19 protein-coding genes are annotated in these 23,917 nt (G+C 38.6%); all 19 read left to right on the top strand.

The genetic code is table 11. The features are described from left to right. Positions 1–4: 4 nt before the first annotated feature. The 19 genes from MKY88_RS20890 (at position 5) to MKY88_RS20800 (ending at position 23,721) form a co-directional block, all read left to right on the top strand. Positions 5–694 carry a heptaprenylglyceryl phosphate synthase gene (locus MKY88_RS20890; protein ID WP_069482720.1) on the top strand — a complete coding sequence of 230 codons (690 nt, stop codon included), beginning with the start codon at positions 5–7 and terminating at the stop codon, positions 692–694. Between the two features lie 32 nt (positions 695–726). Next, a complete protein-coding gene (gene pcrA, locus MKY88_RS20885; RefSeq protein WP_340814608.1) occupies positions 727–2,979 on the top strand; it encodes a DNA helicase PcrA in 2,253 nt (750 codons plus the stop codon). A 14-nt stretch (positions 2,980–2,993) separates the two neighbouring features. Continuing rightward, the gene (ligA, locus tag MKY88_RS20880; RefSeq protein WP_340814606.1) at positions 2,994–4,997 is read left to right on the top strand and encodes an NAD-dependent DNA ligase LigA; all 2,004 of its coding nucleotides are present in this window, start codon (positions 2,994–2,996) and stop codon (positions 4,995–4,997) included. A gap of 104 nt (positions 4,998–5,101) precedes the next feature. Next, the gene (locus tag MKY88_RS20875) at positions 5,102–6,241 is read left to right on the top strand and encodes a CamS family sex pheromone protein (protein WP_069482717.1); all 1,140 of its coding nucleotides are present in this window, start codon (positions 5,102–5,104) and stop codon (positions 6,239–6,241) included. Between the two features lie 234 nt (positions 6,242–6,475). Next, positions 6,476–6,763 carry an Asp-tRNA(Asn)/Glu-tRNA(Gln) amidotransferase subunit GatC gene (gatC, locus tag MKY88_RS20870; RefSeq protein WP_008173651.1) on the top strand — a complete coding sequence of 96 codons (288 nt, stop codon included), beginning with the start codon at positions 6,476–6,478 and terminating at the stop codon, positions 6,761–6,763. 24 nt (positions 6,764–6,787) lie between these two features. Then, on the top strand, positions 6,788–8,251 hold the full coding sequence (gene gatA, locus MKY88_RS20865; protein WP_291757356.1) for an Asp-tRNA(Asn)/Glu-tRNA(Gln) amidotransferase subunit GatA: 1,464 nt from the start codon (positions 6,788–6,790) through the stop codon (positions 8,249–8,251). 1 nt (position 8,252) lies between these two features. Beyond that, positions 8,253–9,680 (top strand): Asp-tRNA(Asn)/Glu-tRNA(Gln) amidotransferase subunit GatB, encoded by a 1,428-nt coding sequence (gatB, locus tag MKY88_RS20860; protein ID WP_340814604.1) that lies wholly within the window; start codon positions 8,253–8,255, stop codon positions 9,678–9,680. A gap of 160 nt (positions 9,681–9,840) precedes the next feature. Further along, positions 9,841–10,404 carry a thioredoxin family protein gene (locus MKY88_RS20855; protein ID WP_008173645.1) on the top strand — a complete coding sequence of 188 codons (564 nt, stop codon included), beginning with the start codon at positions 9,841–9,843 and terminating at the stop codon, positions 10,402–10,404. 72 nt (positions 10,405–10,476) lie between these two features. After that, positions 10,477–11,391: a diacylglycerol kinase gene (locus tag MKY88_RS20850; protein WP_025115774.1), complete on the top strand. Its 915-nt coding sequence runs from the start codon at positions 10,477–10,479 to the stop codon at positions 11,389–11,391. A gap of 447 nt (positions 11,392–11,838) precedes the next feature. Continuing rightward, positions 11,839–13,185, top strand: coding sequence for a cytochrome ubiquinol oxidase subunit I (locus MKY88_RS20845; protein ID WP_036120665.1), 1,347 nt, complete (start codon positions 11,839–11,841; stop codon positions 13,183–13,185). After that, positions 13,182–14,207: a cytochrome d ubiquinol oxidase subunit II gene (locus tag MKY88_RS20840; RefSeq protein WP_036225581.1), complete on the top strand. Its 1,026-nt coding sequence runs from the start codon at positions 13,182–13,184 to the stop codon at positions 14,205–14,207. Before MKY88_RS20845 ends, MKY88_RS20840 begins: the two co-directional genes overlap by 4 nt. 14 nt (positions 14,208–14,221) lie before the next feature. Next, complete coding sequence (gene cydS, locus MKY88_RS20835) at positions 14,222–14,344, top strand: cytochrome bd oxidase small subunit CydS (protein ID WP_012292033.1); 123 nt, start codon at positions 14,222–14,224, stop codon at positions 14,342–14,344. A 108-nt stretch (positions 14,345–14,452) separates the two neighbouring features. Beyond that, the gene (gene rlmD, locus MKY88_RS20830; RefSeq protein ID WP_069483425.1) at positions 14,453–15,817 is read left to right on the top strand and encodes a 23S rRNA (uracil(1939)-C(5))-methyltransferase RlmD; all 1,365 of its coding nucleotides are present in this window, start codon (positions 14,453–14,455) and stop codon (positions 15,815–15,817) included. Between the two features lie 116 nt (positions 15,818–15,933). Beyond that, positions 15,934–16,902 carry a tRNA dihydrouridine synthase gene (locus MKY88_RS20825; RefSeq protein ID WP_291757355.1) on the top strand — a complete coding sequence of 323 codons (969 nt, stop codon included), beginning with the start codon at positions 15,934–15,936 and terminating at the stop codon, positions 16,900–16,902. A gap of 207 nt (positions 16,903–17,109) precedes the next feature. After that, positions 17,110–18,753: a glycerol-3-phosphate dehydrogenase/oxidase gene (locus MKY88_RS20820; protein WP_340814851.1), complete on the top strand. Its 1,644-nt coding sequence runs from the start codon at positions 17,110–17,112 to the stop codon at positions 18,751–18,753. Positions 18,754–18,824: 71 nt separating this feature from the next. Further along, positions 18,825–19,382, top strand: coding sequence for a glycerol-3-phosphate responsive antiterminator (locus MKY88_RS20815; RefSeq protein ID WP_016992235.1), 558 nt, complete (start codon positions 18,825–18,827; stop codon positions 19,380–19,382). Positions 19,383–19,544: 162 nt separating this feature from the next. Further along, the gene (locus MKY88_RS20810; RefSeq protein WP_008173629.1) at positions 19,545–20,348 is read left to right on the top strand and encodes an MIP/aquaporin family protein; all 804 of its coding nucleotides are present in this window, start codon (positions 19,545–19,547) and stop codon (positions 20,346–20,348) included. A gap of 19 nt (positions 20,349–20,367) precedes the next feature. Next, positions 20,368–21,864 (top strand): glycerol kinase GlpK, encoded by a 1,497-nt coding sequence (gene glpK, locus MKY88_RS20805; RefSeq protein WP_340814600.1) that lies wholly within the window; start codon positions 20,368–20,370, stop codon positions 21,862–21,864. A gap of 495 nt (positions 21,865–22,359) precedes the next feature. After that, a complete protein-coding gene (locus tag MKY88_RS20800; RefSeq protein ID WP_340814599.1) occupies positions 22,360–23,721 on the top strand; it encodes a trypsin-like peptidase domain-containing protein in 1,362 nt (453 codons plus the stop codon). Positions 23,722–23,917 lie beyond the last annotated feature (196 nt).

Here is a 23,917-nt window from a genome sequence, read left to right as displayed (position 1 = left end):
ATAAATGGATTATTTAGAATGGAGACATGTGTTCAAGTTAGATCCTGCAAAGGACATTTCAGATGAAGACTTAGAAAAAATTTGTGAATCTGGAACTGATGTTATTTTAGTCGGTGGCACAGATAATGTGACATTGGATGGGGTATTAGATTTACTTGTTCGTGTTAGAAGGTTCGAAGTCCCGATAGCTTTAGAAATTTCAACGATTGATGCAATTACACCGGGTTATGACTATTACTTCATTCCGACGGTCTTAAATAGCGATGATCCAAAATGGATTAAAAATTTGCATCATGCTGCCATTAAAGAATTTGGAGATATCATGGTGTGGGATGAATTAGTAGCAGAAGGTTATTGTATTTTAAATCCTGATTGTAAAGTGGCACAAGTAACAGGTGCTACAACAGATTTATCAATTGACGATATCGTAGCCTATGCACGTATGGCAGAAAATTTCTTTAAACTTCCTGTATTTTATTTAGAGTACAGTGGAATTTACGGGGATCCAGAGGTAGTAAGTGCTGTGAAAAATGAATTGAAGCAAACTAAGCTCTTTTATGGTGGGGGAATTACATCAGCCGAGCAGGCAGAGGAAATGGCCCAATTCGCAGATACGGTTGTAGTTGGAAATATTATTTATGAAGATTTAAAAGCTGCACTTGCGACTGTTAAGGCTGTGAAAAATACGTTATAATTTTAGAACAAATGTTTGTGAGGCGGTGCGAAATGGAACAGTTAACAAAAAATTTACTAGCAGGGATGAATCCTGAACAAGAAAGAGCGGTCAAAACCACTGAGGGACCACTACTGATTATGGCTGGTGCTGGATCAGGAAAAACACGAGTACTAACACATCGTATTGCTTACTTAATCATAGAAAAGGAAGTATATCCATCCAAAGTTTTAGCTATTACGTTTACTAATAAAGCTGCTCGTGAAATGCGAGAGCGTATTGACGGTATTCTCGGCAATGGGACTGGCGATAGTATGTGGGTATCAACTTTCCACTCCATGTGTGTAAGAATTTTACGCCGCAATATCGATCAACTAGGCATATCTCGTAATTTTTCCATTCTAGATTCTACGGATCAACTATCGGTGATCAAAAATGTAATGAAGGATGAGAATATCGATCCGAAGCGGTTTGAGCCACGAGCTATTTTAAATGCTATTAGTGCAGCCAAAAACGAGTGTATTACAGCAGATGATTATACGGGTCAAATGAATGATAAAAACCCTTATGAACAAACCGTGGCACATGTTTATAAAGGCTATGAAAAAAGATTACGTCGCAACCAATCCCTCGATTTTGATGATTTAATTATGACAACCATTACGTTGTTCAAGCGAGTACCAGAAGTGCTGGAATACTATCAGAATAAATTTCAATATATACATGTAGATGAATATCAGGATACTAATAAATCCCAATATTTACTTGTGCAATTATTAGCTAAAAAATTTAAAAATATTTGTGTTGTAGGGGATTCTGATCAATCCATATATCGCTGGCGTGGTGCAGATATCGGTAATATCCTTTCCTTTGAAAAGGATTATCCGAATGCTAAGGTGATTATGCTTGAACAAAATTATCGTTCAACTAAACGCATCCTACAAGCAGCAAATGACGTCATTCAAAATAATACAACACGTTATCCAAAAGAACTGCGCACAGAAAATGCAGAGGGTGAAAAAATTGCGTTATACAAAGCTTATAATGAGCAGGAAGAAGCACAATTTGTTGTACAAACCATCCAACAGTTGATGGAAAAGGAAAATCGTACATTTGATGATTTTGCCATATTATATCGTACGAATGCTCAGTCTCGTGTGATGGAGGAAGTACTTGTTAAATCCAATATGGTTTATCAAATTGTTGGCGGGACAAAGTTCTATGACCGAAAAGAAATTAAAGACTTACTTGCTTATTTGCGCCTTATTGCTAATAATGACGATGATTTATCACTTGCACGTATTATTAATGAACCAAAACGTAGTATTGGCGCCACATCTTTTGAGAAAATGGCTCGCTATGCTATTGAGCAGGATCGCTCCATTTTTGATGCTATGAATGATCTCATTTTCATGGGTCTATCTGGGAAAGCGGCAAACTCAGCAGAACAATTTTATGCAATGATTAAAGGTTTTACAGAAATGCAAGAATATTTATCGGTCACTGAACTAGTTGAGCAAGTCATTGATAAATCTGGATACCGCACAATGCTACAAAATGAAAAAACGATTGAAGCTGAAAGTCGTTTAGAGAATATTGAAGAATTCTTATCTGTCACAAAAGCATTTGAGGAGCGCAGTGATGATAAAAGTCTTATAGCGTTTTTAACGGATTTGGCATTAATAGCTGATATCGATGCTCTTGATAAAGAGGATGCATCCAAGGGAAATATTATTTTAATGACGATGCATGCTGCCAAGGGCTTGGAGTTTCCGATTGTTTTTATTATCGGTATGGAGGAAAACATTTTCCCGCATTCACGTTCCCTTGATGATCAAGAAGAAATGGAAGAGGAACGTCGCCTTATGTATGTTGGTGTGACGCGTGCAGAGGAACGTCTATATTTAACATGTGCACAAAGCCGAACGATTTTTGGCCGTTCAAGCTTTAATAATGCTTCCCGATTTTTAGGTGAGATTTCCGAAGATATTACCGAGTCTATTTCAAAAGCTGGTGCTAAAACGAATGTACCGTTTGCCACTAGCAATCGTTCAACAGGTGGTTTTCAAAAACGTACACTTGGGTCCGTTCAACAAACTCAGCCTGCCACAGCTCGCTTACAATCAACAGGCGGAGATCAGTATGGCTGGAAGGCTGGAGATAAGGCTGTCCATAAAAAGTGGGGCACAGGTATGGTTGTAAGTGTAAAAGGCGAAGGTGATAGTACAGAGCTTGATATTGCTTTTCCACAACCAATTGGTATTAAGCGATTACTGGCACAATTTGCACCAATTGAAAAAGCGTAAGCGGAGGAACGTAAATGAACGAAATAGAACAGCGAATAGCGGAGTTAAATAAATTATTACATGAATATGGTTATGCCTATTATGTGCTAGATAAACCGGTCGTTGCTGACAGTGTTTATGATCAATTATTGCATGAATTGATTGCCTTAGAAGAGGCCAATCCATCACTTATTTTTCCCGATTCACCTACTCAGCGTGTTGGAGGAACAGTTGTAGAAGGCTTTAAAAAGGTGACACATGATTACCCGATGCTAAGTCTATCAAACGCTTTTAACGAAGCAGATTTACAAGAATTTGATCGTAAGGTTCGACAGGCTATTGGGGATCATTTCTCCTATGTATGTGAGCTAAAAATAGATGGTCTAGCCATTTCGTTAAAATATGAAAATGGCGTGTTTGTCCAAGGAGCAACAAGAGGAGATGGTGTTGTAGGGGAAGAAATTACAGCCAATTTAAAGACCATTCATGCTATACCTCTTCGTTTAAAAGAACCGATTACAATAGAAGTACGCGGTGAAGCGTACATGCCAAAAAAATCATTTGAAAAATTAAATGCGCAACGTGCTGACAATGGTGAAGAACTATTTGCTAACCCACGTAATGCTGCTGCAGGCTCTATACGCCAGTTAGACCCTAAAATTGCAGCTAGCCGCCAACTATCAACTTTCATCTATGCCATTGGCGGTGATGGTGAGGTCTATGGTATCGACGGACATGCAGAAATGCTTGATTATTTAGAAGATCTAGGTTTTCCTTCCAATAAAGAGCGTCAGCGTTGCTCTACAATCGAAGAAGTAATGGCTTTTATCGAGCATTGGACAGAAAACCGTCCACATTTAGCCTATGAAATTGATGGAATCGTTATAAAAGTAGACCGCTATGCTCAACAAGATGAGTTAGGCTATACGGCAAAAAGTCCGCGCTGGGCCATTGCTTATAAATTCCCAGCAGAGGAAGTTGTCACGGCATTACTAGATATTGATTTAACAGTAGGGCGTACAGGGGTTGTCACACCAACAGCTATTTTAACGCCAGTTCAAGTAGCGGGGACAACAGTGCAACGAGCTTCGTTACACAATGAAGACCTTATTCGAGAGAAAGATATACGCCTTGGGGATACGGTCATTATTCGAAAAGCTGGTGATATTATTCCGCAAGTTGTTGGTGTGCTAATCGAGCAGCGTCCTGAAAATTCTGTGCCGTTTGAGATGCCCAAAAATTGTCCGGTATGTGATAGTGAATTGATTCGTATTGAGGGTGAAGTTGCTTTACGCTGTGTAAATCCTGCATGCTTTGCTCAAATTGCAGAAAGCATTAAATATTTTGTGTCTCGTAATGCTATGAATATTGATGGCCTTGGTGATAAAGTAGTTGAGCAGTTATTGCGTGCAGATTTAATACATGATGTTTCTGATTTATATCATTTAACAATAGAGCAATTGGTTGAGCTAGAACGGATGGGCGAAAAATCTGCAACCAATTTAGTCAATGCGATTCAAGCATCGAAGGAAAATTCGATGGAGCGTTTATTGATTGGTCTAGGAATTCGTCATGTTGGTGAAAAGGCTGCAAAAATCGTATCAGAGCAATTTGGTTCGATGGAAGCTGTCATGGCAGCAACAGAGGAACAACTTGTGGCTATTTATGAGATTGGTGATAAAATGGCATCTTCATTAGTTGAATATTTCTCCAATGATGACGCACGTGCAGTCATTGAACGTCTTGCTGAGGTAGGCGTGAATATGACCTTTAAAGGAAAAAAAGTAGAAGTAGTGGTAGGCGATAATCCTTTTGCAGGAAAAACAATTGTTTTAACTGGTAAACTTGAGCAATTGACACGTAACGAAGCAAAGGCGAAAATAGAAGAGTTAGGTGGGACTGTCACAGGCAGTGTCAGCAAAAAAACGGACCTTGTTATCGCAGGCGAGGATGCAGGCTCTAAGCTAGCAAAGGCTGAGCAATTAGGTATTGAAGTTTGGAATGAAGAAAACTTAATTGAACAACTTAACCTTATCTAATAAATACACTGACAACATACCCTCAAGAAAAATATGAGTTACGCTTATGATTATCAGTGATTCGTCGAACCAAATTGATTATGAGTAAAGGAGCACTAAATAAAATGAAGTCATTTCGACTCATTCCAGCACTTGTAGCAGCTGCAATGTTAGTCGGCTGTGTACCTTCTAATGAAGGGGGAACAGAGCTTACGCAGGAAACACAACAAAATGAAAAAACTGAAACAACTATTATCCCCAGTATACAAATTGATGAATCTTATTATAAGACACTTATTCCTTATAAAGAGAGTGCCAGTAGAGGTCTAGTTGTATCTAATATTTATACGAAATATGATATGAAGGAAGTGGAAGCAGGTTTAATGCGTCTTTCTCACCATGAGTTTGACACTGAAAACTATTACTTCCAAGAGGGTCAATATTTAGCTGAAAGTACGGTGAGCTCTTGGCTGGCTCGAAGCTCTCAGACAGAAGATGGATTAAATCCACCGACAACAGATACAATGACACCTGAAGAGCGAGCAAAAAAGGCGCCTATTTACTTATCTCATATTGTTGAGCAAAATTACTTAACAAAAACTAAAGATAATAAAGTGAAATTAGGTGGAATTTCAATAGGACTTGCGCTTAACTCCATTTATTATTATCAGAAAGAGCAGTATGGCGAATATTACGAGGAACCAATATCAGAGTCTGAGCTTGTTGAACAAGGCAAAAAAATGGCTGCTGAGATCGTTTCACGTTTACGTACACGTGATGAGCTAAAGGATATACCAATTGTTGTTGGCTTGTTTAAGCAACAAGCCCGCAATCAGATTATTCCTGGCGCCTATTTCAGCTATGGTGTAGCAAAAGCTGGACAGAACAACATTGCTGATTGGGAAGGGATAGATGAAAATTATGTATTATTCCCAACAGATGATTCGCAGGATGTTTATCGAGACGTGAGTAAAAACTTCAAAATCTTTAAGCAAGATGTTGATAAATATTTCTCAAATTATACAAGTGTTATTGGTACAGGTTTCTATCGCAATAAAGAAATCCAAAAACTGACGATCGAAATTCCTATTCAATTTTTCGGTAAAGCAGAAATCATTGGATTTACACAATATTTGACAGGTATTTTAATCAATCGATTTAATAATATTCATGTTGAGGTGAGTATTACTTCTGTCAATGGTCCGGAGGCATTAATCAATAAAAAGGCCAATGATACGGATCCTTATGTACATGTCTATGAATAATATAGTCAGCCTTTGTGCTGACTATTTTTTTATGTAGATAGAGATACTTAAAGGAAAACAACTGGTATAGATTAACAACACTTCGTTATAGTAGTGAAAGTTTCTATATTTTTGGTGAAAGTTGTGATTTTTAATAGGAAAAATGTTATGATTATTGGCATGGTTAAAACTTTATCCAACCCTATTGTTATCAATAAAAACAATAAATGGAGCAAGTATTCGGAGGTGTAAAAAATGGCTAAATTAACAAAAGAAGAAGTAAAGCACGTGGCAAATTTAGCACGTCTTGCAATTACTGAAGAGGAAGCTGAGAAGTTTGCTGAACAGCTTGGTAAAATTACAGACTTTGCAGAGCAATTAAACGAACTAGATACAGCGAATGTTGAACCTACAACGCATGTTTTACCATTAGTCAATGTAATGCGTGAAGATGTTGCGGTAAAAGGTCTAGACCGTGAAGTAATGATGTTAAATGTAAAAGAACAAGAAGATGGTCAAGTAAAAGTACCAGCTATCATGTAATACTAAAACATAGGAGGATTCCTCATGACGTTATTTGAACGTTCAGCTAAGGAGTTACAAGCGGAAATTAAAGCAGGTAACTTATCAATCGCTGACTTAACGAAAGAAGCATACGAGCGCATTGCAAAGCTTGATGGCGATGTACAAGCATTCCTTGCTTCAAACGAAGAAAAAGCAACTGCACAAGCTGCTGAAATGGATAAAGTACCATTTGAAGAGCGTGGACCGCTATTTGGTCTTCCGATTGGTGTGAAAGACAATATTGTAACAGAAGGCTTAGAAACAACTTGTGCCTCAAAAATTTTGGAAGGCTTTATGCCAATTTATGATGCAACTGTTGTCAACAAGCTACGTGAAGCCGGTATGATTACAGTTGGTAAACTAAACATGGACGAGTTTGCAATGGGTTCTTCTAATGAAAACTCATACTATAAAACTACAAAAAATCCATGGAATTTAAATCACGTGCCAGGAGGATCTTCAGGTGCATCTGCAGCTTCAGTAGCAGCAGGAGAAGTTCCATTCTCTCTTGGTTCAGATACAGGTGGTTCAATCCGTCAACCAGCAGCTTACTGTGGTGTTGTAGGAATGAAACCTACATATGGTCGTGTGTCTCGTTTTGGTCTAGTGGCATTCGCCTCTTCTTTAGATCAAATTGGACCAATTACACGCAATGTTGAAGATAATGCGTTATTACTTGAGGCTATTGCAGGCTTAGATCCAAATGATTCTACTTCTGCTGACGTAGAGGTGCCAAACTATGCTGCAGCTCTTACTGGTGATATTAAAGGCTTACGTATCGCTGTACCAAAGGAATTCCTTGGTGAAGGTGTTGGCGAAGCAGCACGTCAATCAGTGCTGGAGGCATTAGAGGTATTAAAAGGCTTAGGTGCGACTGTAGAAGAAGTGTCACTTCCTCATTCGAAATATGCACTTGCTGCGTACTACATCCTTTCTTCATCTGAAGCGTCTTCTAACTTATCTCGTTTCGATGGTATCCGTTATGGTTTCCGTGCAGACAACGTGACTAATTTAATGGACCTTTATAAAGAAACACGTGCACAAGGCTTTGGTGATGAAGTAAAACGCCGTATCATGCTTGGAACTTATTCATTAAGCGCAGGTACGTATGATGCGTATTACAAAAAAGCACAACAAGCACGTACACTGATCAAAGCAGACTATGACAAAGTATTTGAAGACTTCGATGTCATCATTGGACCTACATCACCAACACCAGCTTTCAAAATTGGTGAAAATGTGAATGATCCGATGACAATGTATGCAAACGATATTTTAACAATTCCGATGAACTTAGCGGGCGTACCTGCTATTTCTATTCCATGTGGTTTGGACAACGGACTACCACTAGGTTTACAAATAATTGGTAAATACTTCGATGAAGCAACTATTTACCGTGTAGCTCATGCTTTTGAACAAGCAACTGAGTTCCATAAACAAGTTCCTCAAATGTGGGAGGGAAAATAACATGAACTTTGAAACAGTCATTGGTTTAGAAGTACACGTTGAGTTAAAAACCAACTCAAAAATCTTCTCACCAGCACCTGCTCACTTTGGTGCTGAACCAAATACAAACACAACAGTAATCGATTTAGGTTATCCTGGTGTCCTACCAGTTCTTAATAAAAATGTGGTAGATTTCGCTATGCGTGCAGCTCTTGCATTAAATATGGAAATCGAACAAGAAACAAAATTTGACCGTAAAAACTATTTCTACCCTGATAATCCGAAAGCCTATCAAATTTCACAATTTGATAAACCAATCGGGAAAAACGGCTGGATTGATATTGAAGTAGATGGTTATACAAAACGTATCGGTATTACTCGCCTTCATATGGAAGAAGATGCGGGTAAACTTTCACATGCTGGAGATCACTCACTAGTGGACTTTAACCGTCAAGGTACGCCGCTTGTTGAAATCGTATCTGAGCCAGATATTCGTACGCCAAATGAAGCTTATGCTTACTTAGAAAAATTAAAATCAATTATCCAATATACAGATGTGTCTGACTGTAAAATGGAGGAAGGTTCACTTCGTTGTGATGCCAACATTTCTATTCGTCCTTATGGTCAAGAAGAGTTTGGTACAAAAACAGAGCTTAAAAATCTGAACTCCTTCAACTATGTTCGTCGTGGTTTAGAGCATGAGGAATTACGTCAAGCAGATGTATTATTATCAGGTGGCGTTATTGACCAAGAAACTCGTCGTTTCGATGAAAAAACGGGTAAAACAATTTTAATGCGTGTGAAGGAAGGAACAGATGATTACCGTTACTTCCCAGAGCCAGACTTAGTTCGTCTTTCTATTGATAACGCATGGCTAGAGCGAGTAAAATCAGAAATTCCTGAGCTTCCAGATGCTCGTAAAAAACGTTATGTTGAAGAGCTAGGATTAACACCATATGATGCAGGAGTTCTTGTTCTTTCTAAAGAAATTTCAGACTTCTTCGAGTCCATGATCGTCAACGGTGCAGATGCAAAACTTTCTGCTAACTGGTTGATGGGTGATGTTTCTGCTTATTTAAACGCAGAACAAAAAGACTTAAAGGATACTGCATTAACACCTGAAAACCTTGCTGAAATGGTGAAATTAATCACGGATGGTACTATTTCTTCTAAGATCGGTAAAAAAGTGTTTGCTGAATTAGTTGAAAATGGCGGTTCTGCACAGGAAATTGTAAAAGCAAAAGGCTTAGTTCAAATTTCTGATGAAGGTGCTTTACTAGCAATTGTTACAGAAGTTTTAGATAACAACGCACAGTCTATCGAAGATTTCAAAAATGGTAAGGATCGTGCTATTGGCTTCTTAGTTGGTCAAATTATGAAAGCTACTAAAGGTCAAGCGAACCCACCAATGGTCAATAAATTATTGCAACAAGAAATTGCCAAACGATAATTAAACGTTGTAACATAGTAGCCGAGAGAGCTTAATTGCTTTCTTGGCTATTATTTTTCATAAATGTAACAAAATTGGAATTTGTAACACTTAATAGTTGTTTAAAAGGAGCATTCATAGCAAAATATAGAATAGATAATTATAAGGGGGACGAGAACCGATGAAAACAGAACAACAATATTTTAATGAAGCTATTTCGATTCAACAATATATGGACAATATGACGACTCTTAAAGAAGAGAGCTTCCGCATTTATGACGACTTTGCAGTGCCAACAAACGATGGTTTTATTGAATTATTAAAAGACAAGCAACCTAAAATTTTAACGATTACGGAAGATTGGTGCGGAGATGCTATGTTAAACAATCCAATTGTTCGTCGTGTTGCTGAAGCAGCTGGATTGGACATGCGTACAGTGTTCCGTGATGCAGATACAGATCTAATTGATCGTTATTTAACAAATGGTGGTCGTGCTATTCCTATTTACTTGCTATTAGATAGCACTGGTGAGGTTATTGGAAAATGGGGTCCACGTGCACCTGAATTACAAGAGCTGGTTGTAACGAAGCGTGCAAGCTTACCAGATAAAGAAGATCCGACATTTGAAGAGGCTCAAAAGGCCCTTTATGCGGAGATTCGTGAGGAAAATATAACGAACCAAACATATTGGACGTATGTCTATGAAGACTTTAAAAAACAAGTGACAAACGCGTTACAAAAGTAACAAACGTAATGCAACATTTTAGCGAGTAAATCGTTGAATGAAATAGAATCTTATGAAGCAGGAAGGTATGTTATGAAACGAGCAAGAATCATTTATAATCCTACATCTGGACGCGAAGCGTTTAAGAAACATCTACCAGAGGTGTTGGAAAAATTAGAAGTAGCAGGCTATGAAACATCCTGTCACGCAACAACCGGTGAAGGCGATGCAACACTTGCAGCAAAAGATGCAGTAGACCGTGGCTTTGATATAATCATCGCAGTTGGTGGAGATGGCACTTTAAATGAAGTTGTTTCAGGTGTAAGTCCATTTGAAAACCGTCCAAAAGTTGGTCTAATTCCAATGGGCACTACAAATGATTTTGCCCGTGCCGTGCATATCCCGCGAAATATTGATGAGGCGGTAGACATTATTATACAAGGCGATACATTGCCAGTGGATGTCGGTCTATTAAATGGCGAACGCTACTTCATCAATATTGCTGCTGGCGGACGGATTACGGAACTAACATATGAAGTACCAAGTAAAATGAAAACAATGCTTGGGCAGTTAGCCTACTATTTAAAAGCAGTAGAAATGATTCCATCCATCAAAGCCTCCCATATGCGTATAGAATATGATGGGGAAGTGTTTGACGGTGATGCCATGATGTTCTTATGTGGTTTAACCAACTCTGTAGGAGGTTTTGAAAAACTTGCACCAGATGCAAGTATTAATGATGGTTACTTTACATTATTAGTGTTAAAGAAAGTTAGCCTACCTGAGTTTATTCAACTAGCGGCTATGGCATTAAGAGGCGAACATTTAAATGATGACCGTGTCATCTACAAAAAAGCAAGTGTTGTCAAAGTCACTACTGAAAACGAAGTACATCTTAATCTAGATGGTGAATATGGTGGAGACGCTCCAGCTACCTTTGAAAATTTAAAGCGTCATATAGAAATTTTTGTCCCTCTTGCAGATATTCGCGAAGAGGACCGTATATAATACAGGAAAAGCTCATCTTCGTTTTAGCGAGGATGAGCTTTTTTGTATAAATGAATCAGAGTACGGTTAGAAAACTCTACCTAAACTTTCGGATCAAACGATTAAAAAGATAATAGACTAAATCAAATAACCAGCAGCGAACAATTCAATATGTAGTAAGTCCAACCTTTAGAATTAGGGATTGTGAACGAATTAAGAAAAATGTTTGGCAAATGTGCGTATATTACTTGAACAAAATTTGAAACCTTATTAATAGGCTGAAATTTCGGTCCATTATAAAGGTTTTTTTCGTTGTAATAGTGGAAAATGGGGTATGGATAAGGGAAAGGAAGTGTTGCTTTTGTATAAGTCACAGGAGAAGAAGCTTATTTGGCTAAGCTTTGGTGTTGCAATCATTATGCTACTTTCCATTCTTGGAAGAATATTTGGGAGCTAGGGGGCAATGAGATGATAAACGAATCAGCAGTCTATTGGAGTCGTGCATTAACTGAGTTAACTTTATCGTTCCACATCATTTATGCAACGATAGGAGTCGGTGTCCCGTTAATGATCATGATTGCTCAATGGACTGGGTATAAAAAGAATGATGAGCATTATATTTTAATGGCAAGACGTTGGGCACGTGGCTTCGTCATTACGGTTGCAGTGGGTGTTGTGACTGGAACGGCAATTGGCTTGCAACTATCATTATTATGGCCCAACTTTATGCAACTAGCTGGTCAAACCATTGCATTACCACTTTTTTTGGAAACGTTTGCATTTTTCTTTGAAGCTATATTTTTGGGCATTTATTTATATACTTGGGACCGCTTCGATAGTCAGAAAAAGCATATGCTATTGTTAATTCCAGTTGCAGTAGGTGCATCGATGTCGGCTGTATTTATTACAATCGTGAATGCCTTTATGAATGCCCCGAGAGGCTTCGATATTGTCGACGGGAACCTTGTTAATATTCAACCCTTCTTAGCGATGTTTAACCCTGCTATGCCAACAAAGGTGGCGCATGTACTTGTAACAGCGTATATGACATCTGCATTTGTTTTAGCTGCTATAGCAGGATACCGAATGCTTAAAGGATCGAAACATGTATACCATAAAAAAGCATTACTGTTACTGATGAAAATTGGTTTAATTTTCTCCATTGCAGCAGCTGTGATTGGAGATTTCTCAGGAAAATACTTAGCGGAATATCAACCAGAAAAATTAGCTGCAGCGGAATGGCATTTTGAAACGGAAGGAAAGGCTTCTCTTGTTTTATTTGGCGTGCTAGATGGAGAAGAAGTGAAATATGCCATCAAAATTCCGTATGCTTTAAGCATTCTTGCACATTTTAATCCTAATGCAGAGGTAATTGGATTAGATCAATTCGAGGAAGAGGATCTACCACCACTCTATATTCATTATCTCTTTGATATTATGGTGTCCATAGGTATGTTTATGGTGCTAGTTTCATTACTGTATGTTGTAGGGAAAGCACGGGGCTGGCAGTTTATTCATTCACGCTGGTATCGATGGATCATTGTGGCGGGGGGGCCACTTTCTATCATTGCTATTGAAGCGGGCTGGTGGCTTGCTGAGGTTGGACGTCAACCATGGATTCTTTATGGCTTGATGCGAACTCCAGAAGGGGCCACAACGAGTGATCATGTGGATTTAATGCTGTTGTTGTTTGCAGGTGTATATGCAGTATTAGCGGTAGGAAGTGTTGTCGTCTTGGTGCGAATGTTTAAAAAGAATCCTATTGAGCGTGAGATTGAAGATCGCCACTCTGAAAAAGGCGGTGACATTCTATGACATTAGAGATTCTAGGTATTTCAGTATTGTGGATTTTCCTATTTGGCTATGTCATTGTCGCATCGATTGATTTCGGTGCCGGTTTCTTTAACGCCTATAGCCTATTGATTGGGAAGAATCATATTTTAACGAATATTATTAAACGATATTTATCGCCTGTTTGGGAAGTAACCAATGTCTTTTTGGTATTCTTCTTTGTAGGGATCGTAGGATTTTTCCCGCAAACTGCTTTTTACTACGGAACCATTTTACTTATACCCGTCAGTATTTCCCTTGTACTATTAGCCATTCGAGGTTCCTATTATGCCTTTGAATCGTATGGTACGAGAGGACATATTGGTTACACGCTGACCTATGGTGTAGCAGGTTTATTAATTCCTGCATCGTTGTCTGTTGTCTTTGCCATTGCTGGTGGAGGGTATGTGGATCTCGTTAACGGGCAGCCTGTTTTAAACTATTGGACTTTATATACGAGTCCATTTGCTTGGAGCATTGTCGTACTGAGTATTGCCGCTGTACTTTACATTTCCGCAGTATTCTTAACTTGGTATGCTCATAAAGCGAATGACAAAGAAGCAACGAAGCTAATGAGAAAATATGCACTTTTGTGGGCAGCTCCTTTAATGATCAGCGCATTAGGCATTATGTATGAGATGAAGTCCATTAACCCTGAAAGTTATAGTCACATGGTGAATTTATGGTGGATGTTTGCAATATCAGCCATATTATTTATGATTACAGTGTTCCTCATTGCAATGCGTAAAAAATATGGGCTTGCAGTTGCACTTCTGATTGCTCAATTTGCGGTAGCATTTTTCGCTTATGGTATTGCGCAATACCCATATTTACTGTATCCATATTTAACGATTTATGATGGCTTCACAAGTACACAAATGGCAATTGCTTTAATCATTGCCTTTATTTTAGGACTGTGTCTCCTACTTCCATCACTTTATTTATTGATGAAATTATTCTTGTTCAATAAAAACTATGTGACCGGAAAAGAAGACAATCACGCATAGGAGGAAATTAGTATATGCAAAGTTTTTTAATTTTTTATGCGCCTTTTATTGTCGTCATTCTTGGAATCTTGTGTGCATTTTGGTGGGCACCAAGGGATTATCATATAACAAAAGAGCAAGGAAAGAGTCGCGAATAGCGGCTCTTTTTTCAAGTAGTTAGGAGAACGACATAACAGGTAAGTCTTGTTCTTTTTTCATTCGCCAACACATGCTACAATAAGGAGATTGAAATGGAGGATGTACGAATGTCAGCACCCGTGAAAAAGAATGAACGACTTTCAGTTTATATAGAAGACTTAACACATGATGGCAATGGTGTCGCTAAGGTAGATGGCTATCCATTATTTATACAAGGCGCACTTCCGAACGAAACAGCCGAAATCCATGTGATGAAAACCTTAAAAAATTATGGCTTTGCAAAAGTTGTAGATATTATTAAGCCATCACCCGATCGAGTGGAAGCTCCATGCGATTACTTTAAGCAATGCGGAGGCTGTCAATTACAGCATTTATCCTATGAGGGCCAGCTCAAATGGAAAGAAAATATGGTGCGCAATGTGATGCAACGCATTGGCAAAATTGATGCACCTGTTCTGCCTGTAAAAGGAATGAAAGAGCCTTGGCATTATCGTAATAAAGCACAAATTCCTTTCTCTGAAAATGAAGCAGGACAAGCTATTGCTGGTTTCTATAAAACAAAGACGCATAGCATAGTGGATATGGAGCGTTGCTTGATTCAAACAGGAGAAGCAGATGCAATTTTAGCAGGCTTGAAAAAGGAATTAGTAGCGATAGGCATGCGACCATACAATGAACTTTCCCACGAAGGCATGTTGCGCCATGTTGTCATTCGTAAAGCACGGGCAACAGGTGAGGTCATGGTTGTCCTCGTGACGAAAAAGAAAAAATTCCCACAAAAAGAAGCGGCCATTGCAGTAATTCAAAAGCTTGTTCCGAACGTCACTTCAATTATGCAAAATGTGAATCATGAGAAAACGAATGTAATTTTTGGTGATGACACACTGAACCTTTGGGGCAAGGACGTCATTATTGACACAATTGGCGATGTCCGCTTTGAAATTTCCGCTCGCTCCTTCTATCAGGTCAACCCAGAGCAAACGGAGGTCCTCTATAAACAAGCACTTGATTATGCCAACTTGCAAGGGGATGAACGAGTGATTGATGCGTATTGTGGAATTGGTACGATTTCTTTATTCCTTGCGCAAAAGGCAAAGGCAGTCATGGGCGTTGAAATTGTCCCACAAGCGATTGAAGATGCTAAACGCAATGCAGTACTCAATGGTTTTACAAATACTTATTTTGAGGCTGGCCCAGCTGAGGAAGTTATACCAAGATGGTATAAGGAAGGAAAGGAAGCAGACGTACTGGTAGTTGATCCACCACGTAAAGGCTGTGATGAGGCACTTTTAGCTACTATTTTAGAGCAACGTCCAAAACGAGTAGTCTATGTCTCCTGTAACCCAGCCACACTAGCACGCGACCTTCGTATTTTGGAGGATGGCGGCTATCAAACACAAGAAATTCAACCAGTAGATATGTTCCCGCATTCCACACATTGTGAAGCGGTTGCGTGGTTAGAGTTGGTATAATAGAAAAGCAGTTGATATAGAAAAATTCTATACCATCTGCTTTTTATAATTTTTCATACAGTTGTTTTTGAGTCTAAGTTAAAGTTATACAGATAGCGAGAGGATTTGGGATTAACATGATAGATAATTTTTGGCGTGATTTGCCGCGTCCATTTTTTGTACTGGCACCGATGGAAGATGTCACAGATGTTGTTTTCCGTCAAGTAGTCAGTGAAGCCGGAAGACCAGACGTATTTTTCACAGAGTTTACGAATTCGGATAGCTATTGTCATCCAGAGGGACAGAAAAGTGTGCGGGGTCGTTTGATTTTTACAGAAGATGAACAGCCGATGGTGGCACATATTTGGGGGGATAATCCTGAATATTTCCGTCAAATGAGTATTGGCATGGCAGAGCTAGGGTTTAAAGGTATCGATATTAATATGGGCTGTCCTGTGCCAAATGTGGCATCGAGGGGAAAAGGGAGTGGTCTTATTTTACGTCCTGATGTGGCGGCAGAATTGATTCAAGCTGCCAAAGCGGGTGGACTGCCTGTCAGTGTGAAAACACGACTTGGCTATAAGGATGTAGAGGAATGGGAGGAATGGTTAACGCATATTTTCAAACAAGATATTGCGAACCTGTCGATTCATTTACGCACAAGAAAGGAAATGAGCCAAGTTGATGCACATTGGGAGCTCATTCCGGCAATCAAAAAATTACGCGATTGTATCGCACCTAATACGCTATTAACGATCAATGGAGACATCCCTGACCGACAAACCGGGCTAGAGCTTGCCGAAAAATATGGGATTGATGGCGTAATGATTGGACGAGGTATTTTTAAAAATCCCTTTGCTTTTGAAAAAGAACCAAAGGAGCATAGCAGTAAAGAGTATCTTGACCTTTTAAGACTGCAGCTCGATCTTCAAGATCAATATGAGGAAGTACTTCCACGCTCTATCACAGGACTTCATCGCTTTTTCAAAATATATGTCAAAGGATTCCGAGGTGCCGGTGAGTTAAGAAGCCAATTGATGAACACGAAATCAACAGATGAAGTGCGTGCATTGCTTGATCGCTTTGAAGCAAATCATGTTGAGTAACAAAGAATCCTACTTTATTAGGATGAGGTAAGCAGTATTCTGTCACTAAACAGAAACTTGCCTTTTTGGAATGCGCATATTACAATAAAAAGTAAGTTAATAGCAGGTTTGAGTAACTGAGAGACCATTGAAAACATATGTGCCTAGCGTACATATGCTTTTGATGGTCTTTTTTTATCGTTAAAATGAAGAGGGAGGAAATAAATGATGAGTACAGCTTCTGCGTTACAACGACAACAAACAATAGAGGAACTTCAAGATAGGGAGTACGATTTATTAGTAATTGGTGGCGGAATTACAGGGTGTGGTATTGCACTGGATGCTATTGCTCGCGGTCTTTCTGTAGCATTAGTGGAAATGCAGGATTTTGCAGCAGGGACTTCTAGCCGTTCGACAAAGTTGGTGCATGGCGGTTTACGTTATTTAAAGCAATTTGAAATAAAAGAGGTAGCAGAGTTAGGGAAGGAACGTGCCATTGTTTATGAAAATGGTCCACATGTGACAACACCTGTTTGGATGTTATTACCTTTTCATAAGGGAGGGACATTTGGAAAATACTCTACAAATCTCGGCTTGCGTGTCTATGATTTTTTAGCAGGAGTCAAACGTGCAGAACGCCGTTATATGTTAAGTACAGGTCAAACCATTGAGAAGGAGCCATTAGTGAAAACTGAGGGATTACTTGGCGGTGGGATGTATGTAGAATATCGTACTGATGATGCTCGTTTAACCATTGAAGTAGCGAAGGCAGCTATTGAAAGAGGGGCAACATTACTTAATTATATAAAAGCCGAAAATTTCCTATATAATGAACAGCAAAAAATAAATGGTATTGTTGCAATGGATTTATTAACAAATCATACAATCGAAATTCGTGCAAAGGCTGTTGTTAATGCTGCTGGTCCATGGGTGGACGATGTGCGCACAATTGAAGGGAAGCAAGCAGGGAGGCATTTAATTTTATCGAAAGGTGTGCATATTGTTTTTGATGAATCCAAATTTCCATTAAAACAAGCTGTTTATTTTGATACACCTGATGGCCGCATGGTATTTGCGATCCCTCGACAAGGAAAAACATATGTAGGGACAACAGATACATTTTATGAAGGCGATGCTCGCAATATGGATATTTATCAAGAGGATCGCGATTATATAATGAACGCTATTCGTTATATGTTCCCAAGTGTGAAGGTGACCGATGCGGATATTGAATCAAGTTGGGCAGGCGTTCGTCCATTGATTCATGAGGACGGAAAAAATCCATCTGAAATTTCTCGTAAGGATGAAGTGTGGATTTCGCCATCGGGGCTTGTAACAATTGCAGGTGGGAAATTAACCGGCTATCGTAAAATGGCTGAAACCGTATTAAATACGATTACACAAGAGCTAGAGCAACAATTTGGTATTAAATCCTCTCCATGTACAACAAAAAATATTCCGATTTCTGGTGGCCATATTGGCGGCTCAAGTAAATTTTATGCATTCTTATATGACTATACAAGAGTAGGCAAGAAAATAGGCTTATCTGAGGAAGAGGCCAAATTTTTAACACAGCATTATGGTAGCAATGTAGAAATTGTTTTTAATTATGTAAAGGAAGGACACCCAATCTTACCTTCATGGCTGTATGCGCAATTAATGTATGGTATTCATCATGAAATGGTCGTTCATCCAAATGACTTTATGGTTCGCCGGACAGGATATATGTTCTTTCAAATGGCAATTGTTCAACAATATGAAGAGGCAATTCTAGATGAAATGGCTAAGCAACTCAACTGGACAGCACAGCAACGGACACAATATGAAGAAGATGTAAAGAAAGAAATAAAACGAGCGACAACTGCGCTATAATGATGTAGTTACTCTCAACATAATATAAGGGTGAGTGTTCACACTGTATTATAAGGGAAGGAGAGAATGGAATGCATTTTGATAATCAACAGGTGATTCCTGCTGCGCGTACCGTCAAGCAATTTGACGAGATAATAGCAAGTCCATTCGATTATATTGTGCTATTGGAGGTGCACATTAGCTTATTAATGTCTTTAAAGCGTGAGGCACATCGACATGGAAAAAAATTAATTATTCATGCGGATTTAATTCATGGTTTAAAAACAGATAATTTTGCAGCGGACTTTTTATGTAATGATATTCGTCCAGCTGGCATTATTTCAACGCGTTCCAATATGCTAATGAAAGCCAAAGCGCGTGGAATTATGGCTATTCAACGTGTGTTTTTGATTGATACGATTGCTCTTGAAAAAAGTTATTCGATGATTGAAACAGCGCAGCCTGATTATATTGAGCTATTACCTGGCATTATTCCTTCGATGATTCAGGAAATCCATGAGCGTACTCAAATCCCTGTTATTACAGGGGGCTTAGTGCGTACAGTGGACAATATTGAAGAAGCACTAGCTGGTGGTGCTATCGCCGTTACAACATCTAATAGACAATTATGGGAAAATTTCAAAAAATAGTTGACTCTGTATGTTTTTTTCTCTAAAATGGACATAAGTTCATACGCACGTGGTTAGGAAAAGGAACCCACATTTGTTCATCTACATGTATTAATGTAGTTTGATTGGATGTGGGTTCCTTTTTGTTTTCTATGGGCTATTATCACAAAGGGGGATTAAACTATGTCTACGTTTACAGCTGAGCTGGTCGGCACAATGATTCTTATTTTATTTGGTGGCGGCGTAGTAGCAGGTGCCGTGTTAAACAAATCAAAAGGCTTTGGTGGTGGATGGATCGTCATTACCTTTGCATGGGGGCTTGGGGTTGCAATGGCAGCTTATGCAGTAGGTGGAATCAGTGGTGCTCACCTAAATCCTGCATTAACAATTGCCCTTGCCACGATTGGAAACTTTCCTTGGGCAGATGTGCCAGCCTATATTGCTGCACAAATGATTGGTGCATTTTTAGGGGCTACACTAGTTTACTTTATGTATTTACCACATTGGCAGGCAACAGCAGATGCCGATGTAAAATTAGCGCCATTTTCCACAATGCCAGCTATTAAGCATCCTTTATCAAATCTCTTATCAGAAATGATAGGAACATTTATTTTAGTTTTAGGAATTTTAGCGTTAGGTACAAATACTATTACAGATGGTTTAAATCCATTTTTAGTTGGTATGTTAATTATTGTAATTGGGATGGCTTTAGGGGGCCCAACAGGTTATGCCATAAATCCAGCTCGTGATTTAGGTCCACGTATTGCGCATTTTATTTTACCGATTGCAGGCAAAGGTGATTCTGGCTGGAGCTATGCATGGGTACCAGTTGTAGGTCCAATTATTGGAGGTACATTTGGTGCATTGTTTTTCCAACAAATATTTGAAGGAAAAAATAGTATAGCATTTTGGATTGTTGCAGTAATTGTGATTGCTATTTTCATAGGAGCACAATTAACGGTTAAGAATGTTCAAGTAGAAGACTAATTTATTTGGAGGGATTTCTATGTCAGAAAAAAAATATATTTTAGCGTTAGACCAAGGAACTACAAGCTCAAGAGCTATTCTTTTTGATGAAACGGGTAAAATCGTACACACAGCACAACAAGAATTCCAACAACATTTTCCACAAGCAGGCTGGGTAGAGCATCATGCAGAGGAAATTTGGTCATCTATTCTATCTTGTATTGCAACAGTGTTATCAGAAAAAGGTGTGAGTTCAAATCAAATTGCAGGGATTGGGATTACCAATCAACGTGAAACAACCGTAGTATGGGATAAACATACTGGCAAGCCTGTATATAACGCAATTGTTTGGCAATCACGTCAAACGAATGAAATTTGTGAGCAATTAAAGGAAAGCGGTTACAATGATTTATTCCGTGATAAAACAGGTTTATTAATAGATGCTTACTTCTCAGGTACAAAAGTGAAGTGGATCTTAGATCATGTTGAGGGAGCTCGTGAAAAAGCCGAGGCAGGAGAGTTGCTATTCGGCACAATTGATACTTGGCTAATTTGGAAGCTATCCGGCGGAAAAGTACATGTAACAGACTATTCAAATGCCTCTCGTACATTGATGTATAATATCCATGATTTAAAGTGGGATGAAGAACTATTAGACATTTTAACAGTTCCAGCCTCTATGCTACCAGAGGTACGTCCTTCTTCTGAAGTTTATGGCTATACAGAGGAGGCATTATTCTTTGGCTCTGCTGTTCCAATTGCTGGAGCTGCAGGCGACCAACAAGCAGCCCTATTTGGTCAGGCATGCTTTGAGGAAGGTATGGTTAAAAACACATATGGCACAGGTTGCTTTATGTTAATGAATACTGGTGAAAAGGCAGTGAAGTCAGATAATGGCCTATTGACTACATTAGCTTGGGGCTTAGATGGCAAAGTAACATATGCTTTAGAGGGCAGTATTTTTGTAGCAGGTTCTGCGATTCAATGGTTACGTGACGGTTTACGTATGTTCCGTCATGCAAGTGAATCAGAGCAATATGCAACACGTGTAGAGTCAACAGATGGTGTTTATGTTGTTCCGGCATTTGTTGGCTTAGGAACACCGTACTGGGATTCTGATGTGCGCGGAGCTATCTTTGGCTTAACACGAGGAACTGCGAAGGAGCATTTTGTACGTGCGACGCTAGAATCATTAGCGTATCAAACAAAGGATGTATTAGCGGCGATGGAGGTAGATTCGAATATTCCGTTAGCCAAATTACGTGTAGATGGCGGAGCTGTGTCCAATGATTTCTTAATGCAATTCCAGGCTGATTTATTGGATGTTCCTGTTGATCGCCCAATTATTAATGAAACAACCGCTTTAGGTGCAGCGTATTTAGCTGGCTTAGCAGTTGGCTATTGGCATTCGACAGAGGAAATCAGCAAGTATTGGAATTTAGATCGTCAATTTACACCAAATATGAGTAATGACCATCGTGATAAAATTTATGGAGGCTGGAAAAAGGCTGTTGAAGCAGCGCAAGTATTTAAGTAAGCAAATCATTTGAGAGGCTGAGACATAACTAGCTTCAATTAATGAGAAATCCGAATTCGAATGCATTCAAATTTGGATTTCTCTATTTTTTATGCTGTCTCCAGATAGCTCTTAGCTAATGTCCAATGAGTCCTCAATTTTTCGATTATTTGAGCGAGGTCTTCCAATGCTAATTCCTTTTCATTTTCTTCTGGCATAATTTCTTTTCAAACAGTTTGTTTTGCCATTTGCATTAGCTATTGGTGCTCTAGCTACAGATGCTGTGGTGGGGTTCTTGTTTGTATGCACGGCTTTTTATTTATATAAGCCCTACCACTAGTCATACTTGTGATAAGTATTTCTTTATATTTTTATTTGAGAAAGGTGAAGAAAACGTCCAATTCTTTATAGAGTTGTGCATTTTTGTGGTTAAGAATAGAGGATTTAGAGAGATGTCAGAGAATTGTATATAAGTACCATTATATGTAATGACGTGCTTATAGGAGTTGTATGAAAATGGTTGTGACAACGAGACCGTTAAAAATTAAGTATAAAAAGTTAGCTAATCCTTTTCAGGAGTTTATGCAGATCAGTCCTAACAACAATGCCCTTACGAAGGAAGTAGTCTTTCTACGTTATATTGGTATACCTGATTCTGTAGATCTTTATAAAGAAGATATTTTAAAAATGGATGAGTATTTCACAAAGCAAAGCGTATTTTATTTACGACTACATAGGCTTGAGGTCATCAATAATAAGAAAGATGCAGATAGACTGTCGGAGCTTTGGGAAGATTGGCAGGCTGCTGCTGATAGTATGCAATTACTGTATGAGACATCTTTATGCGGTAAATTAGCGAATGATCAACTTGAATGGACAAAAAAGCTTAGCTTTAAAAACATTCTCCATCTTTTTAAAGAACAACAGCCGCATGCTAATGACACTTTACTAAAAAACTTTGCAGTTAAATTTTTATATTGGATGGATTATTATTTACCACAAATTTTTTCTAAGGAAAATCAAGCATCCTCTAAAATTGTTTTTATAGGTGACATTACGCAGCATGAATCATTATTCTTATATTTCTTATCGACACTTGGCTGCGATATATGCTATATGAATCCTAAAGGAGATATCACTAATTTGTATCCTATCATAGCAGCATCATCTAATTTGCAGAGTTGTCCTGATTGCTATGAAAAAGAATTCATAATCCCTAAAATGCTTTCGATGAAAAGCATACCACCACAACAACCGACGATTATCCCAATCCCTAGTTCTAGCATGGTTACTTCAGAAGAGTGTAGTTATGAACAGTTGGCTTCTTTAGCGACGTCTGTTGTCATGATAAAGACATTTGACGAAGATGGTAAGTTGTTATGTTTTGGCTCTGGAGTTGTTCTCCATCGCGATGGCTATATTTTGACGAACTTGCATGTTGTAGGTGGTGGGAAATATTATTCTGTGCTATATGAAAATGATCCAAACGAATATATTACTCATCAATTTGTGAAGTATCATGATATACATGATTTGGCTATTTTGAAAGTGGACAGAACAGGCCAACCTTTACCTGTTAAAATGGATGGTCATTTAGTCAGAGGACAAAAGATTGTAGCGATTGGTAGTCCTCTCGGTTTATTTAATTCGGTCTCTGATGGAATTGTTGCGGGATTTAGGGATATACGAAAAATGTCTATGGTTCAATTTACAGCTGCTATTTCAAATGGAAGTTCCGGTGGTGCTTTATTGGATATGCAAGGGAGGTTGGTCGGTTTAATTACAGCTGGTTTTGATGATGGTCAGAATCTTAATTTGGCTGTACCAGCTCATGTCATCTATCAATTTGCTCAAAACTTTATTGAGTTACCTAGTTAGTTTCCACTATTCAACCATTGCTTTTTTATGCATAATCTTATAGAATGTAGAACGGTATAAATGAACGAAATAAATTACCTTTAATACGGTCCAGAGAGGCTGAAAAGGGCTACATGATATTCTTAGGCTTATAATATCTTTGCTTTGGCATGCCCTTTTGTCTTCTCTGACTAAAGGGCTTTTATTTTTGTTCAAA

It is taken from the genome of Lysinibacillus sp. FSL R7-0073, from assembly GCF_038009065.1.
In the GTDB taxonomy this organism is placed as follows: domain Bacteria; phylum Bacillota; class Bacilli; order Bacillales_A; family Planococcaceae; genus Lysinibacillus; species Lysinibacillus fusiformis.
This window is presented reverse-complemented; position numbering and strand designations above follow the sequence as displayed.